Origin of the sequence: Allomuricauda sp. ARW1Y1, from assembly GCF_013407935.1 — a bacterium.
Classification (GTDB): Bacteria; Bacteroidota; Bacteroidia; order Flavobacteriales; family Flavobacteriaceae; genus Flagellimonas.
In genome coordinates, this window is record NZ_JACBZU010000002.1 from 539,119 (window position 1) to 554,668 (window position 15,550).

At 43.9% G+C, this 15,550-nt stretch carries 15 protein-coding genes; 4 read left to right on the top strand and 11 right to left on the bottom strand.

Going from position 1 to position 15,550, the window contains the following annotated elements; translation table 11 throughout:
- Nucleotides 1-15 precede the first annotated feature (15 nt).
- The gene (uvrB, locus tag GGE08_RS07220) at nucleotides 16-2,004 is read left to right on the top strand and encodes an excinuclease ABC subunit UvrB (protein ID WP_179384225.1); all 1,989 of its coding nucleotides are present in this window, start codon (nucleotides 16-18) and stop codon (nucleotides 2,002-2,004) included.
- A gap of 90 nt (nucleotides 2,005-2,094) precedes the next feature.
- Here the strand turns inward: uvrB and GGE08_RS07225 are convergent, their stop codons facing one another.
- The 5 genes from GGE08_RS07225 to GGE08_RS07245 form a co-directional block, all read right to left on the bottom strand.
- The gene (locus tag GGE08_RS07225) at nucleotides 2,095-2,520 is read right to left on the bottom strand and encodes an Hsp20/alpha crystallin family protein (RefSeq protein ID WP_179384226.1); all 426 of its coding nucleotides are present in this window, start codon (nucleotides 2,518-2,520) and stop codon (nucleotides 2,095-2,097) included.
- Between the two features lie 115 nt (nucleotides 2,521-2,635).
- Nucleotides 2,636-3,037, bottom strand: a complete 402-nt coding sequence (locus tag GGE08_RS07230) for a TerB family tellurite resistance protein (RefSeq protein WP_179384227.1) — start codon at nucleotides 3,035-3,037, stop codon at nucleotides 2,636-2,638.
- A 116-nt stretch (nucleotides 3,038-3,153) separates the two neighbouring features.
- Nucleotides 3,154-3,489, bottom strand: a complete 336-nt coding sequence (locus tag GGE08_RS07235) for a hypothetical protein (protein WP_179384228.1) — start codon at nucleotides 3,487-3,489, stop codon at nucleotides 3,154-3,156.
- A gap of 348 nt (nucleotides 3,490-3,837) precedes the next feature.
- Nucleotides 3,838-5,031, bottom strand: a complete 1,194-nt coding sequence (sucC, locus tag GGE08_RS07240; RefSeq protein WP_179384229.1) for an ADP-forming succinate--CoA ligase subunit beta — start codon at nucleotides 5,029-5,031, stop codon at nucleotides 3,838-3,840.
- Between the two features lie 117 nt (nucleotides 5,032-5,148).
- Nucleotides 5,149-5,787 (bottom strand): LON peptidase substrate-binding domain-containing protein, encoded by a 639-nt coding sequence (locus GGE08_RS07245; RefSeq protein WP_179384230.1) that lies wholly within the window; start codon nucleotides 5,785-5,787, stop codon nucleotides 5,149-5,151.
- A gap of 171 nt (nucleotides 5,788-5,958) precedes the next feature.
- Between GGE08_RS07245 and lysA the strand changes: the two genes are divergently transcribed.
- Nucleotides 5,959-7,197 carry a diaminopimelate decarboxylase gene (gene lysA, locus GGE08_RS07250; RefSeq protein ID WP_179384231.1) on the top strand — a complete coding sequence of 413 codons (1,239 nt, stop codon included), beginning with the start codon at nucleotides 5,959-5,961 and terminating at the stop codon, nucleotides 7,195-7,197.
- A 98-nt stretch (nucleotides 7,198-7,295) separates the two neighbouring features.
- Nucleotides 7,296-7,811 carry a DUF255 domain-containing protein gene (locus GGE08_RS07255; RefSeq protein ID WP_179384232.1) on the top strand — a complete coding sequence of 172 codons (516 nt, stop codon included), beginning with the start codon at nucleotides 7,296-7,298 and terminating at the stop codon, nucleotides 7,809-7,811.
- Nucleotides 7,812-7,834: 23 nt separating this feature from the next.
- Here the strand turns inward: GGE08_RS07255 and guaB are convergent, their stop codons facing one another.
- Both guaB and GGE08_RS07265 read right to left on the bottom strand, forming a co-directional pair.
- Nucleotides 7,835-9,307, bottom strand: a complete 1,473-nt coding sequence (gene guaB, locus GGE08_RS07260; protein WP_127141366.1) for an IMP dehydrogenase — start codon at nucleotides 9,305-9,307, stop codon at nucleotides 7,835-7,837.
- Between the two features lie 85 nt (nucleotides 9,308-9,392).
- Entirely contained in the window at nucleotides 9,393-9,893 is a 501-nt protein-coding gene (locus tag GGE08_RS07265; RefSeq protein WP_179384233.1) for a hypothetical protein, read from the bottom strand.
- A gap of 279 nt (nucleotides 9,894-10,172) precedes the next feature.
- On the opposite strand from GGE08_RS07265, the gene GGE08_RS07270 reads away from it, so the two are divergent.
- Complete coding sequence (locus GGE08_RS07270) at nucleotides 10,173-12,395, top strand: TonB-dependent receptor domain-containing protein (RefSeq protein WP_179384234.1); 2,223 nt, start codon at nucleotides 10,173-10,175, stop codon at nucleotides 12,393-12,395.
- A 51-nt stretch (nucleotides 12,396-12,446) separates the two neighbouring features.
- Here GGE08_RS07270 and GGE08_RS07275 read toward each other — a convergent pair whose 3' ends face one another.
- The 4 genes from GGE08_RS07275 to GGE08_RS07290 are packed head-to-tail and all read right to left on the bottom strand — an operon-like array spanning nucleotide 12,447 to nucleotide 15,510.
- A complete protein-coding gene (locus GGE08_RS07275; protein WP_179384235.1) occupies nucleotides 12,447-13,310 on the bottom strand; it encodes a hydroxymethylglutaryl-CoA lyase in 864 nt (287 codons plus the stop codon).
- Between the two features lie 21 nt (nucleotides 13,311-13,331).
- Nucleotides 13,332-13,988 carry a LysE family translocator gene (locus tag GGE08_RS07280; protein ID WP_179384236.1) on the bottom strand — a complete coding sequence of 219 codons (657 nt, stop codon included), beginning with the start codon at nucleotides 13,986-13,988 and terminating at the stop codon, nucleotides 13,332-13,334.
- Nucleotides 13,989-13,993: 5 nt separating this feature from the next.
- Nucleotides 13,994-15,034 (bottom strand): quinone-dependent dihydroorotate dehydrogenase, encoded by a 1,041-nt coding sequence (locus GGE08_RS07285; protein ID WP_179384237.1) that lies wholly within the window; start codon nucleotides 15,032-15,034, stop codon nucleotides 13,994-13,996.
- Nucleotides 15,035-15,090: 56 nt separating this feature from the next.
- The gene (locus GGE08_RS07290) at nucleotides 15,091-15,510 is read right to left on the bottom strand and encodes a hypothetical protein (protein ID WP_179384238.1); all 420 of its coding nucleotides are present in this window, start codon (nucleotides 15,508-15,510) and stop codon (nucleotides 15,091-15,093) included.
- Between the last annotated feature and the right edge of the window lie 40 nt (nucleotides 15,511-15,550).

The following is a 15,550-nucleotide window of genomic DNA, read 5'->3' on the forward strand; positions in this document are numbered from 1 at the left end:
TAGTATTTTTAACCCATGAAATTCCAGGTAGTATCCGAATTTAAGCCTACGGGCGATCAACCTGAAGCCATACGCCAATTGGTCGAAGGCATTGAGGGAAATACACGACACCAAACGCTGCTAGGGGTAACGGGTTCTGGAAAAACCTTTACCGTGGCCAATGTGGTGGAATCGGTGCAAAAACCTACCTTGGTTCTCGCACACAACAAGACCTTGGCCGCACAATTATATTCCGAGTTCAAGCAGTTTTTTCCAAAAAATGCGGTGGAATACTTTGTATCCTATTACGATTACTATCAGCCGGAGGCCTATATTCCCACCAGTGGATTATACATAGAAAAGGACCTTTCCATCAATGAGGATATTGAAAAACTGCGATTGAGCACCACTTCTTCCCTCTTGTCAGGAAGGCGGGATGTATTGGTGGTCGCCTCCGTTTCATGCCTTTACGGTATTGGTAACCCCATCGAATTCCAGAAGAACGTCATCACCATCCACCGAGACCAGGTAATCTCCAGGACCAAATTCCTAAAACAATTGGTGCAAAGTCTTTACGCTCGCACCACTGCCGATTTCAGGAACGGTAATTTTAGGGTAAAGGGTGATGTGGTGGACGTTTTCCCCGGATACGCCGACCACGCGTTCCGCATCCATTTTTTTGGGGATGAAATTGAGGAAATCGAGGCACTGGACCCTTTCAACAACAAAGTCATTGAGATATACGATACCCTGAATATCTACCCAGCAAACATGTTCGTTACCTCTCCCGATGTGCTCCAAAATGCAATTCGCGAAATTCAGGATGATTTGGTGAAGCAGGTGGATTACTTTAAGGAAATTGGACGACCATTGGAGGCGAAACGTTTGGAGGAGCGAACCAATTTTGATTTGGAAATGATCCGTGAGTTGGGCTACTGCTCGGGAATCGAAAACTACTCCAGATATTTGGATGGAAGAAAACCGGGTACCAGACCGTTCTGTCTACTGGATTATTTTCCCGATGACTATTTGATGGTAGTGGATGAAAGCCATGTGACCATACCCCAAGTGCACGCCATGTACGGTGGCGACCGTTCCCGAAAGGAGAACTTGGTGGAATATGGTTTCCGACTACCTGCTGCCATGGACAACCGTCCTCTAAAGTTTGAAGAATTTGAGGCCCTTCAGAATCAAGTGCTTTATGTTAGCGCCACACCCGCTGATTACGAACTTGAATTGAGCGAAGGGGTTTATGTGGAACAAATTATCCGCCCTACAGGTTTGTTGGACCCCGTGATAGAAGTCCGCCCCAGCGAAAACCAGATTGATGATTTGGTGGAGGAAATCCAACAACGGGTAGAACTGGATGAACGTACCTTGGTGACCACCTTGACCAAACGTATGGCCGAAGAGCTTACCAAGTATCTTTCACGAATCGATGTTCGCTGCCGCTATATCCACAGTGATGTGGATACCTTGGAACGGGTAGAAATTATGCAAGATTTAAGAAAGGGGTTATTTGATGTACTCATTGGGGTGAACTTGCTGAGGGAGGGACTAGATCTGCCCGAAGTATCGCTTGTAGCCATATTGGATGCGGACAAGGAAGGCTTTTTGCGAAGCAACCGCTCCCTGACGCAAACCGTGGGCCGTGCTGCACGTAATTTGAACGGCAAGGCCATCATGTACGCCGATACCATTACCGAAAGCATGCAAAAGACCATCGACGAGACCAATTATCGTAGGGAAAAACAGATGGCCTATAACAAGGAAAACAACATCACCCCCACAGCCTTGAAGAAAAACCTGGATAGTGCCCTGGCCAAAAACTCTGTCTCCACCTATCATTTTCAAAAGGAAGAACTACGAGCTGCCGAACCTGATTTAAAATATATTACTGAGGACCAAAAGGAGAAACTGATCAGGGAAAAGCGCAAGGCCATGGAAAAAGCGGCCAAGGAGCTCAATTTCATGGAGGCGGCCAAACTTCGGGACGAAATCAAAATGCTACAGGAGAAGGAATAAAAAAACGCGCCCCTGCAAAGCAGGAGCGCGTCCCAAACTAACCAACTAATCCAACCATCATGAAACACCTATAGTTGGTGTTCTGTTGTCTTATGCGATTTCAATCAATCTTTTTGGTTTTGGCAATGCCTCTTGTTTTTTCGGCAAGGTCAATTTCAAAATTCCATCCTCGTATTTGGCGTCGATTTTAGAACCATCCACAGTTTCAGGAAGTGTAAAGGCTCTTTTGAATGAACTATATGAGAACTCTTTGCGTGTGTAATTCTCATTTTTATCTTCATTTTCAGTCTTGATTTCACTGGAAATAGTCAATACGTCGTTATCGATTTCCACGGTGAAATCATCCTTTTTCATGCCTGGGACTGCCAATTCCAATTCAAACCCTTCGGTATTGTCCTTAATATTGACAGCTGGCATGGTAGCGTTCCATTTTTCGGTTCCTCCGAACCAATCGGGTCCTATAAAATCGTTCATCAATGATGGAAAAAACAGGTTATTTCTTTTTACTATACTCATGGCGATTCAATTTTAGTTAAACTTTGTAATCACACAGTATAAGTCAAATCATATACCAATTCAGAATAACTGACTTTTTGACAGTTTTAAAAAGAAATAAGATGTCATTGTGACATTAATTGTAATGCGCCCTGAAAATATTGATCAGTACATTGGGCGGGACAATCTTGTCGGGGTAGCGGTGCATCACCTCCAAAACCTGACTGATGGCCGCAGGAGGCAGGCCCATTCGGAGCCCGATATTGTAAAGTCTGTCGATTTCCTTTTTATGCTGCTCATCGTCGATGTTCATAAGGAGCATCAATCGGTGAAACTGCACTATTCGATCGGCCTGGGTTTTTAAGCGGACCTTGGGCGGTCTTTCCCTTAAGAGCCCTTTGAAGGTATCCTCATCCACACCTAGACTCTTGGCAACTTGAAGCAAAAAGTCATACTCGGATTGCTTTAGGGAATGATCTACCCTAGCGAAGGCGATCATCTCCGAAAGTATACTCAATTTTTCCTCATAAGTTCCCATATGGTGAGGTTTTGGTTTGTTGCTCCACTTACATAACTCCAAAACCTTCATTTTAGTACACAAAAAAGCCCTGAAATTCAGGGCTTTTACTAGCTAACTCAAACAATTTCCGTTTTTTAAGCGGTAATTCTTACTGGAAGTTCGTACACTCTACCTGGCGCAACATTCTCCAATTGTACCTTTTTGTAGTTTAAACGGTTTTTTACAAAGCCATCCAATACCTCGTCTTCCGTTTTTACGGATAGTACGATCAATTCGCCATTTTCGGTAACAATGAAACGAACTTCGGCGCTCAATTCTTTGTAGTCCACATTGAATTGGTTGTCTTTCAACATTTCGTAAATCTGCCCGGAAAGACTTTTTTCCTTGGTTTCCTTTTTACCTTCTGATGCGAACGCACCCATGGTTACGAACAAAGCCAACGCCACTGTAATCGTCTTAAATTTTCTCATGATTTCTGTTTTTTGATTTTTATTGATGATTAATGATTTGTTAAAAAAGAACCCTATTCAAGAGCTCTTTTTAAAGACATCTCAAAAATAAGACGATTAAAAATCTAAAATGTTACAGTATCTGGGGATTTAACAAATGTTTAATGTTCCTAACCTTGGCCTAATACGTGGATTGGGACCGGTATACATTTGGTAATTTCTTGGATGTTTTGGGAAAGCTCTCAAAACGAACGGACTAAGGGATGGATATTCCGTTTCCAACCAAAAATGGATACAAAACCAACCAATTTCATAAAAAAAGGGCAACACCCTTGGGTATTGCCCTTCTGAAAAATATGATAAGTGAGACTAGCTCAATACATCTTCCACTTTATCGGCAGCTTCTTTGAACTGCACCGCAGAATGCACCGCCAAACCAGAGTTATCGATAATTTCCTTGGCCAACTCAGCGTTGGTACCTTGCAATCTTACAATAATGGGCACTTGAATGGCATCGCCCATATTTTTATAGGCATCCACAACTCCTTGTGCCACACGGTCGCAACGCACGATTCCACCAAAGATATTGATAAGAATGGCCTTTACGTTGGGATCCTTTAGGATGATACGGAAAGCTTCCTCCACCCTTTTGGCATCGGCAGTTCCTCCTACATCCAAGAAGTTGGCTGGTTCTCCACCCGCCATTTTGATCAAATCCATGGTCGCCATGGCCAAACCGGCACCGTTTACCATACAGCCCACGTTACCATCCAAATCCACATAGTTTAGGCCAACTTCACGGGCTTCCACCTCGATGGGGTTCTCCTCACGAAGGTCGCGCATTTCGGCGTAGGATTTTCTTCGGTAAAGTGCGTTATCATCTATGGTTACTTTGGCGTCAACAGCCATAATTTTATCGTCCGATGTCTTCAACACAGGGTTGATTTCAAAAAGACTGGCATCACTTTCCACATATGCTTTGTAAAGTGACATCACGAATTTGGTCATTTCCTTAAAAGCCGTTCCGGATAAACCAAGGTTGAAGGCAATCCTACGAGCTTGGAAAGGCAACAATCCCATTCCGGGGTCCACTTCTTCCGTAAAAATCAAATGTGGGGTTTTTTCGGCCACTTCTTCAATGTCCATACCTCCTTCGGTAGAGTACATGATCATGTTTCTTCCAGTGCCCCGATTCAAAAGAACGGACATATAGAACTCGCTGGTTTCGCTATCGCCGGGATAATACACGTCTTCGGCCACCAGCACTTGGTGCACTTTTTTACCTTCAGCAGATGTTTGGGGGGTCACCAAGTTCATCCCGATAATGCTGCCCGCCAATTCTTCCACTTCCTTCAAGTTCTTGGCCAGTTTTACACCACCGCCCTTACCACGGCCACCTGCATGTACTTGGGCCTTTATAACGTGCCATCCTGTACCGGTTTCCTCTGTAAGTTGTTTTGCGGCGTCTACCGCTTCTTTGGCGTTGTGCGCAACTATTCCTCGTTGGATCCTAACGCCAAAACTGGCTAAAATCTCTTTTCCTTGATATTCGTGAAGATTCATCTGTGAGTTTACTTTTGTTTGCTGACAAAAATAGAAAACACCGCTGACAAATTGAAGTTGTTAAATGAATAATTACCTTTTAAAACAGAATAACGGAGTGTTTTTCCAATGAAACCGCTACAACTTAAAATCTTTGAAGTCCAACGGATCGAAGTTTTTGAAATGCCCGTTCATTTCGATCACTTCCTTGGTACGGTTGACTTTGCTCAGTACATGGGTCGTGGCTTCCAAATGCGCTTTGATAAAGTTCAAACGATCGGTTTCCTTGGTCATTAACAATAATTCGTACTCCTGCTCAAACGAAAGCCCCATTTTGTGTGCTAGGGAGTAACTATTGAATTGCTTGGGCGAGGTCTTGGTAAAAGGAACATCCATAATATCATAAAGTTCCTCTACTTTTTGCAGGACTTCCGCCCTTAAATCCACGTCGGCATCGTTCTCCGTTTCCAAAAAGGCCACTTCACCACCAGCATAGAGTTTCCCTTCCAATTGTTGTTCAAAACTCAATACCTTAAAAATCTGTCGCGCCACGCAGACTACATCCATTTCTCCGGACTCATAGGTATTAACCACTTCCACCAATTGAACTTCCGTCCCATACGAGATGGAATTATTTATATAAACGGGAATACCAAAGGTAAGGGCCTCCCTCCTACAATCATGGATCAATTGCTTGTACCGATCCTCGAATATATGAAGGGGCACGGTCTCCCCCGGATAAAACACCGACTGTAATGGAAATAATGGAAGCTTCATGTTCAATGTTGAGATTTCTTAAAAATACATATCAAAAATCAAAGCCACAATAGTAGCCATATCGACTATTGTTTCAAAACAAACAATTTGTTATATTTTGATAGATTAAATTAAATTTCTTGTAAGTAAGACCCGTAACACCTAGTTTTGTTTCAAATAATCTGTTTCATTATGAATGCTAAGGACTTACTTCAACTTACCGAAGAATTTGGTGCGCCATTGTATGTGTATGACGCTGATAAGATTACGTCCCAATACAAAAAACTGACCCATGCATTTAAAGGGGTACCCCATTTAAAGTTGAACTATGCCGCCAAAGCGTTGAGCAATATCAGCATTCTCAGATTATTGAACAGTTTGGGCAGTGGTTTGGACACCGTATCCATACAAGAAGTAAAATTGGGGCTTTTGGCAGGCTTTAAGCCAGAGTCCATCATTTTCACTCCCAATGGGGTGTCTTTGGAAGAAATTGAAGAAGCTGCTGCGCTTGGGGTACAAGTCAACATCGACAACCTATCCATTTTAGAGCAATTTGGCAGCAAGCATCCCGATATCCCGGTCTGTATCCGAATCAACCCTCATGTGATGGCGGGCGGAAATTCCAATATTTCTGTTGGACATATCGATTCCAAATTTGGGATAAGCGTTCACCAAATACCGCATTTGTTGCGCATTGTGGAACTCACCGACATGAACATTAACGGAATACACATGCATACCGGCAGTGATATTTTGGATATTGATGTATTCCTGTACGCTTCAGAAATCCTCTTTGAAACGGCCAAAAACTTCAAGGACTTGGAGTTCATCGATTTTGGTAGCGGTTTTAAAGTGCCTTACAAAGAAGGGGACATACAGACCAACGTGGACGAGTTGGGCAAAAAACTGACCAAGAGATTCAACGAGTTTTGTAAGGAATACGGGCGGGAGCTCACCCTTGCTTTTGAGCCCGGTAAGTTCTTGGTGAGCGAAGCAGGCTTCTTTTTGGCCAAAGTGAATGTGGTGAAGCAAACCACATCCACGGTTTTTGCCAGTGTGGATTCAGGTTTCAACCATTTGATACGCCCCATGCTCTATGGGTCTACCCACGAAATTAGCAATATCTCCAATCCAAACGGTAGGGAGCGCTATTATTCGGTGGTAGGATATATCTGTGAAACCGATACCTTCGGTAGCAACCGAAGAATCAATGAAATCACAGAAGGCGATATTCTCTGCTTCAGAAATGCCGGCGCCTATTGCTTTACGATGGCTAGCAATTACAATTCGAGATATCGCCCCGCAGAGGTCCTTTGGCACAAAGGCAAGGGACACCTCATCAGAAAACGGGAAACCTTCGACGACATCTTGGCCAATCAAGTGGATGTGAAGGACTTGTTTGAGTCGCCCAAGACCCAAGCGGTAAAGTAAGCACAAAGCTTTAGGGACTGTTAAAGCCCATACTTTTTTGGCACAATTTTCGTTAGTTTTGTATCAACAGGACGACTTTAGTGTCAAAATCAAAGACTATGCGCTCAATTTTTACCCAAATCAGTTTACTTTTTGTAGCACTTATCGGCTTTAACGTACAGGCCCAAGACATTAATTGGATATCTTGGGAAGAAGCCGTGCAACTTTCCCAGACGGATGCCCAACCCAAAAAAATCTTTGTGGATGTATACACGGACTGGTGCGGATGGTGTAAAAAAATGGACAAGGATACATTCCAAAATCCACAGGTTTCCCAATATATGCAGGACAACTTTTATATGGTAAAAATGGATGCAGAGGGCAAAGACCCCATCCAATACCAAGGAAAGACCTTTAAGTTTGTACCCTCGGGAAGAAGGGGATACCACGAGCTGGCCGCAGCTTTATTGCAAGGCAAGATGAGCTACCCCACCGTTGTTTTTTTGGATGAAAATTTCAATATGTTGTCTCCCGTACCCGGATATCAAAAAGTAGAGCCCTTTATGCAGATTGCCAAGTATTTTGGCGACAATATCTACAAGGACAAGGATTGGCAAAGTTATGCTGGGAAGTAATTTACCCAGCCTAGATTTTGTTTTTACCTACTATAATTCGGACTCTCCTTCGTAATGGTTACGTTGTGCGGATGGCTCTCGTGGATACCGCTTGAAGTTATCTTCACAAAGCGTGCATTGTTTTTCAAGGCTTCAATATCCTTTGCGCCACAATACCCCATACCAGCACGAAGACCACCGATAAACTGGTGCATACTTTCCACCAATTCCCCTTTGTAAGGTACACGGCCTACAATGCCTTCGGGCACCAATTTTTTGATATCGTCCTCTACATCTTGGAAATATCTGTCCTTACTACCTTGCTTCATAGCCTCAACAGAACCCATTCCTCGGTACGATTTGAATTTACGTCCTTCATAAATAATCGTTTCCCCGGGAGATTCTTTGGTACCTGCCAACAGCGAACCTAACATTACAGTATCAGCTCCTGCCGCCAAGGCTTTGGGAATATCCCCAGTGTAGCGGATTCCACCATCGGCAATTACAGGAATACCGGTACCTTTTAAGGCTGCCGCTACTTCCAAAACCGCGGAGAATTGCGGAAATCCAACACCTGCCACAACGCGTGTGGTACAGATGGAACCGGGCCCGATACCGACCTTTACGGCATCAGCTCCAGCCTCCACCAAGTATTTCGCTGCTTCAGCGGTGGCAATATTTCCAACGACCACATCCAATTCTGGATAGGCCTCTTTCACCGATTTCAAAATGCTCACCACACCTTTGGTGTGTCCATGCGCAGTGTCAATAATAATGGCATCCACCCCAGCTTTCACCAAGGCACCTGCCCGCTCCACCGCATCGGCGGTTACCCCAATGGCTGCTGCCACGCGCAAACGACCGTATTGATCCTTGTTGGCTATCGGTTTTTGGGTGAGTTTGGTGATATCCCTGAACGTGATCAAGCCGATAAGTTCCTCCTTATCGTTGACCACGGGCAATTTTTCAATTTTATTTTCTTGGAGGATCACTTCCGCTTGCTGCAATGAGGTTCCCTCTCCCACAGTCACCAAGTTTTCGGAGGTCATAACCTCCGCTATGGGCCTGTCATCATTTTTTTCAAAACGGAGATCGCGGTTGGTGACAATTCCGATCAGTTTTTTGTTGTCATCCACAATCGGGATTCCCCCAATACTGTGTTCCCTCATGCTGGCTTTTGCATCCCGGACCACAGAGTCCAACGGAAGCGTCACAGGGTCCATGATCATACCACTTTCGGCCCGCTTTACTTTGCGCACCTTCAAAGCTTGCTGCTCAATGGTCATGTTCTTGTGCAGAACTCCAATCCCACCTTCCCTAGCCATGGCAATGGCCATTCGGGATTCGGTCACCGTATCCATGGCCGCAGAAACAATGGGCACATTGATGGTGATGTTTTTGGTAAATTTTGATTGAATATTGACTTCTCGGGGAAGTACTTCGGAGTAAGCCGGCACAAGAAGAACATCGTCGTAAGTAAGTCCTTCGCCAACAATTTTGTTTTGGTGAGCTTCCATTGCAATTACGGATTAATTGCGTGCAAATATACCACTATTTTATTGGATTGTCATCAATCCCGCTAAAAGTGAAGCACAAAAGAAATTAAACCATACGTTTTTCTCCGCTCCAACACTGAATCAACACCAAAATTGCGGCAGTGGAGTAGGTCACTGTCATTAAAATGCCCGAAAACACCACGATATATTTAAACCAACCAATACCCGACCACATCAGATAGATACCACCAAACGTAAGTATGACGGATAGGAAGGGTTCGAGGGTCAAGAATAGTTTTAGTTTTTTCGGGGCTTTGGTCAACCAAACCAATCCACCCAACAAGAAAAATATGAGGGACATGGAAAGGATATGCGTATGGATTACCGTAAGCATCTCACGATTGCCTTTTTTAAACTTCATTACCTCGGCTTCCAAATCATCCTCGTTGCCCAAATAATTTTCCTGTACCCCCAATGGGGTGGTTGCCTCAGTTTCCTGCACAAAAAGCAGGCCTGTAAAATAACCCACCGAAAGCACCACAACAAAAACAGCGACAAATAAGCGTAATTCTTTGGGTAGGCGAGGTAGTAAACCATTGTAGTTCATTTGAAAAAACCTTTTTTTGATACGCCAAAGATATTCATTTAGACTTAATCTAAATAAATTAAAGGGTAACTACATCGCTGTCCGCAGTAAAGTAAAATCCAACCTAGCTTTTATCAACAACAATGATTATAACAACTGTGAGGACTTCCAACCAAAATGGCATCCTACCTTGATGAGTTAACATTTATTTATTCTAAATAAAGTTTGTTTTCTCTACAAGACCTCATACATTTGCCGACCAAAACTAACACTTATTTAAAATAAGTCTTAATTAACGTTATGCGCAGATTATCCCTTACCATTGCACTATTGAGTTGTCTAACTTTTTTTGGACAGCAAAACCCGATTTCAACCGATTCATCAACCATTCAATTGAGCGAAGTAGTCCTTTCCGCCAAGGTTATTTTCGGAAGCAAGTTTGTCGCCAAAAACCGGACTGGCTCTTCGTACTACCTTTCTCCAGAGGAAATCAAAAAGTTTAATTATACCGATATCAACCGCACCCTGCGTTCTGTGCCAGGGGTCAATATTTATGAAGAGGATGGATTTGGCCTAAGGCCCAACATCAGTTTGCGGGGAACCTCTCCTGAAAGAAGCTCAAAAATCACATTGATGGAAGATGGCGTTCTTATCGCCCCGGCCCCCTACAGTGCTCCATCGGCCTATTATTTCCCTACCATAGCCCGTATGCAGGCCGTGGAAATTCTGAAAGGAAGCAGTCAAGTACAATACGGTCCATACACTACTGGCGGAGCCATCAATATGATTTCCACTGAAGTTCCGGATGATTTTGGCATATTTTTAAACAGTAGTTACGGAAGTTTCCAAAGTGGCCGTATCCATGCACAACTGGGGGATACCCAGAAAAATTTTGGTTATGCCGTGGAATACCTCAACTACAATTCCAACGGATTCAAAAATCTTGAAAATGGGGATAATACCGGTTTTGATAAAAATGACCTCGTGGCCAAATTCAAAATCAATACCAATCCCGAGGCTCCTTTGGGGCAAGAGTTTGAAGTGAAATTCCAGTATTCGGATGAAACTTCCAATGAAACCTATCTTGGTTTGACCCAGGAAGATTTTGATGCAGATCCTTTCCGCCGTTATGCAGGCTCCCAAAACGACCAAATGAATACGGAGCATTTTCAGGTGATGGGTACCCATGCCCTAAAGTTTAGTGACCAATTCCGAATCACGACCATTGGTTATTACAACGATTTTAGCCGCAATTGGTACAAGGTTGACTTCGTAACCGTTGACGGGGAGCGTCAAGGAATTGGAAACATATTTAGCGACCCTACGACTTTTGATAGCTACATTGATTTGGTGACAGGTGCTGTTGACAGTGATGGAGACGATTTCCTCAATGCCCGAAATAACAATCGTGATTATCTATCCACTGGAGTTCAGACCAAATTGGACTACCACTGGAACGGGGAGAACACGTACCATGATTTGGAAATTGGATTGCGCTACCATTATGACGAAGAGGACCGCTTTCAATGGATAGACGATTATGCTATGGTGAACGGCAATATGCAATTGGTCAATGCTGGTATTCCCGGAACCAATGCCAACCGCATCAGTAGCGCAAGGGCCTTTGCCTCTTATGCGATGTACAAAGTGAAGATCAACGATTTGACCCTGACCCCCGGGCTTCGTTACGAGAATATCTCTTTGGAGCGATTGGACTATGGGACGGATGACATCTCTCGTGAAGGCACGGATATTTCTGAACGACAAAACAAGGTCGATGTCTTTATCCCAGGTATCGGCTTCAATTATAATTTTGATAAACTATCTGTATTTGGCGGAGTTCACAAAGGCTTTTCACCACCTAGCAATCAACCTGGGGAAAATCCCGAAGAAAGTATCAATTACGAATTGGGAAGCCGCTTTTCTATTGCTGGAATCTCTGGGGAACTGGTCGGCTTTTACAATGATTATAGCAATCTTTTGGGTAGCGACCTTGCTGCTACCGGGGGAACGGGTTCTTTGGACCAATTCAACGCTGGAGAAGTAAAAGTTCAAGGTATTGAAGTATTGCTCAACTACAATTTCTTGGAGAACAACCCCAATCTGCAACTTCCCTTTACCTTTGGCTATACCTTGACCGATACGGAGTTTTTAAACAGTTTTGGTAGTGAAAATGATATTTGGGGCGAAGTAAATTCCGGTGATGAGCTTCCTTATATTGCAAAACATCAGTTCAATGCAGCCCTATCCCTTGAGCATCAAAATTTTGAAATCAACCTCAGCGGAAGGTACAATGGTGCGTTTAGAACTTTGGCAGGAAGTGGCCCTATTCCAGTCGATGAAAAAGTGGCCTCCAACTTTATTGTGGACCTTGGTGGACGATACCGATTCAACAAGCATTTGGCCCTCACTGCGAATGCCATCAACTTGTTGGATGAAACCTATGCGGTGGCCAGAGTTCCCGCAGGGCTAAGACCCGGACATCCCTTTGGGATTTACGCAGGTATCGAACTTCGATATTAATAGTTGTTCCTAAAGGATAGTAGATAAAGGCACTCTTCGGGGTGCCTTTTTTTAGTGGTATACCGAAAATAGCTCAGTTGCCTTGTTGAAGGCTGCCTCGAACACCATCCAATTGACCCCTGTATCCGCTTTTTGCTCGGTAAAATAGGACAACATCTTTTCCGTCGGCATATTCCCAGTAAGCTCATCCTTGGCCATGGGACAACCACCAAAGCCTTGAACAGCGCCATCAAAACGACGACAGCCTGCTTTGTAGGCTGCATCCACTTTCTCATGCCATTTTGTGGGGGTAGTGTGCAAATGGGCCCCAAATTCAATATCCGGATATTTGGGAATCAAATTGGAAAACAGATAATCGATTACTTCCGGGGTGGAACTGCCTATCGTATCAGATAGGGAAAGGATACGAGTTCCCATTTCCGCCAGTTTTTCGGTCCACTCCCCTACTATCTCCACGTTCCAAGGGTCTCCATAGGGATTTCCAAACCCCATGGAGATGTAAGTGACTACTTCCTTGCCATGCTTATCCGCCAATTCCAGAATACCCTTCAAGGTTTCCACGGATTGGTCAATAGTTTTATGCGTGTTCCGCATTTGAAAGTTCTCGGAAATGGAAAAAGGAAAGCCCAAATAGTGGATGGCTTCGTGCTCACAGGCATCTTGTGCCCCACGAACATTGGCAACGATGGCCAACAGTTTGCTCTGGGTACGGGAAAGGTCCAATAGTCCCAACACTTCTGAGGTATCCTGCATTTGTGGAATGGCCTTTGGCGATACAAAACTTCCAAAATCGATGGTGTCAAAGCCGCAGCCCAGCAAAGATTGGATGTACTTCGCCTTTTCCTTGGCAGGAATATGGGTCTTTATTCCCTGCATGGCGTCTCTGGGACATTCTATGAGTTTTACCTGTGGCATAAGCTTCCGTAAAAATAGCACTTATTTATCCGATACAAATAGATAAATGGCAATCCCTACAAAAACAATGATCTGCATCCATTTTAAGTAAAGTCCCGCTTTCTTATGGTGCTTCAGATAATTGGAAATGGAGCCCGCCAAGAAAGCAATCGTGCTAAAAACTAGGGTGGCCGAAAGCATAAAAATCAACCCTAACACATAGAATTGAACCACGGTATTCACTGTTTCACTGAATAGAAAACCCGGGAAAAACGCAAGAAAGAATATGGTCACCTTGGGGTTGAGCACATTCATGGTAAAACCGGTCCAAAACAGCTTCTTCCCCGATTTTTGGGCACTTTTTCCATCCTCCAATGAAATGGACGCATCACTTTTGTAGACCTTCATCGCCAAAAACAATAAGTACAGCGCTCCGAACAATTTGATGATAAAAAAGAGAGCGTCGCTCCGTTTGATAATCTCCGAAACCCCAAAGGCCAATAAGGTCGTATGCACCAAACAGCCAGAAACGAGACCAAAGACAACGGCCAAGCCCGATTTTGTTCCATGACCCATACTTTGGGTGAGCACAAAAATATTATCGGGACCGGGGGAAAGGGCCAAGGCAAGAGCGGACAGGAAGAAACCTATCAATATGGGATAATGGATGGTTTCCAAAAATATCGCTAGGCTTTCCATGGTTCCTACGCCATTTTTTCCAAAATGGCCTTGTTGATTTTTTTAATGAGTCCCGGACCTTCATAAATGAACCCGGTATAGAGCTGAACCAAATCGGCCCCTGCTTCCAATTTTTCCAGTGCATCTTCGGGAGCATGGATGCCCCCAACCCCTATGATGGGAAATGCCTTTCTGCTGTTTTCCGATAAAAACCGAATTACCTCGGTACTTCGATTGGTCAGTGGTTTTCCGCTGAGCCCACCCATTTCTTCCGTTAAGGTAAGGTGGGATTTTAGATTTTGGCGTGCAATGGTGGTGTTGGTGGCGATGACCCCATCAATTTTCGTATCTGCCACAATTTCGATGATGTCCAACAACTGGTCATCCGTTAAGTCCGGCGCTATTTTCAATAAAATTGGCTTTTCCTTCTTTTGATGGCTCTTTGCCAATTTCTTATTTTGATGTTTCAGCTTTTTGAGCAGCTTTGTCAAAGGTTCTTTGTCCTGTAACTCCCTAAGTCCGGGCGTATTGGGAGAGCTCACATTCACCACAAAATAATCCACATGCTCAAACAGTGCCTCAAAACAAATCAGATAATCCTTTAAGGCTTCGTCATTCGGGGTAACCTTGTTCTTACCAATATTTCCGCCCACGATGACCCGATGCTTTTTCTTAAGCTGTTCCACGGCATCAAAAACACCTTTATTGTTAAACCCCATGCGGTTGATAATCGCTTGGTCATCCCGCAAACGGAACAACCGTTTTTTGGGATTTCCGGGTTGCGGCTTGGGCGTCACCGTTCCTATTTCCACGAAGCCAAAGCCAAAATCGGAAAATTCGTTGTACAATTTGGCATCCTTATCAAAACCGGCGGCAAGACCCACCGGATTTTTGAATTTTACTCCAAATACCTCACGCTCCAATCTGCGGTCGTTTACGACAAATATTTTTCTGAACAACCCGCCCAATCCCAATATGGAAAAGAATTTGATGGCCCTAAAAGAAAAGTGGTGCACGGCCTCGGGGTCAAACAAAAAAAGTACCGGGCGAATCAGGTATTTGTACATTCCAATTGGATTTTGCACAAAAATAAAAACTCTTCAAACAGTTCTTGCCATTTCGGTCAATTTTCGTCAACAGACCTATTAATGTAGATGGGGCGCAAGGTCAATTGACTGCATAACTTCAAGTACCTATCATATTGTGCCTGGCTGAAGGTACCCAGCAAACGCTTGTCAATCAAACGGACATTATTTGCCATGCTATCAATGTAAGATTGATATTTTTTGGACACTTCGATAAGCACCTCGGGGGAGCTTTCCTCGTTCTGCTTCATCAGATATTTGGCCTTTTCCTTAAAAACATCGTTCCTTACCCTTACCTCGGCACTCCAGTTTTTCAGGTTTTCCTGTTGCTCCTCGGTAAGTTCAAACACTTTGATAATGGCTTCGTTGTCACGGCCGCCCACGCCCAAAATACAGTCCATTTGGGCCATACCGCAAAACCCGCACATCAGATAAAGGAAAAAAATAGTCGCTTTCAACTTCAGTATACATTTAGGTTAAGGAAAGATACTTATTAAT

Bases quoted from the DNA above. Each gene is read 5' to 3' on its own strand.
- uvrB (WP_179384225.1), top strand. From the start codon at position 16: ATGAAATTCCAGGTAGTATCCGAATTTAAGCCTACGGGCGATCAACCT.
- GGE08_RS07225 (WP_179384226.1), bottom strand. From the start codon at position 2,520: ATGAGTATAGTAAAAAGAAATAACCTGTTTTTTCCATCATTGATGAAC.
- GGE08_RS07230 (WP_179384227.1), bottom strand. From the start codon at position 3,037: ATGGGAACTTATGAGGAAAAATTGAGTATACTTTCGGAGATGATCGCC.
- GGE08_RS07235 (WP_179384228.1), bottom strand. From the start codon at position 3,489: ATGAGAAAATTTAAGACGATTACAGTGGCGTTGGCTTTGTTCGTAACC.
- sucC (WP_179384229.1), bottom strand. From the start codon at position 5,031: ATGAATCTTCACGAATATCAAGGAAAAGAGATTTTAGCCAGTTTTGGC.
- GGE08_RS07245 (WP_179384230.1), bottom strand. From the start codon at position 5,787: ATGAAGCTTCCATTATTTCCATTACAGTCGGTGTTTTATCCGGGGGAG.
- lysA (WP_179384231.1), top strand. From the start codon at position 5,959: ATGAATGCTAAGGACTTACTTCAACTTACCGAAGAATTTGGTGCGCCA.
- GGE08_RS07255 (WP_179384232.1), top strand. From the start codon at position 7,296: ATGCGCTCAATTTTTACCCAAATCAGTTTACTTTTTGTAGCACTTATC.
- guaB (WP_127141366.1), bottom strand. From the start codon at position 9,307: ATGGAAGCTCACCAAAACAAAATTGTTGGCGAAGGACTTACTTACGAC.
- GGE08_RS07265 (WP_179384233.1), bottom strand. From the start codon at position 9,893: ATGAACTACAATGGTTTACTACCTCGCCTACCCAAAGAATTACGCTTA.
- GGE08_RS07270 (WP_179384234.1), top strand. From the start codon at position 10,173: ATGCGCAGATTATCCCTTACCATTGCACTATTGAGTTGTCTAACTTTT.
- GGE08_RS07275 (WP_179384235.1), bottom strand. From the start codon at position 13,310: ATGCCACAGGTAAAACTCATAGAATGTCCCAGAGACGCCATGCAGGGA.
- GGE08_RS07280 (WP_179384236.1), bottom strand. From the start codon at position 13,988: ATGGAAAGCCTAGCGATATTTTTGGAAACCATCCATTATCCCATATTG.
- GGE08_RS07285 (WP_179384237.1), bottom strand. From the start codon at position 15,034: ATGTACAAATACCTGATTCGCCCGGTACTTTTTTTGTTTGACCCCGAG.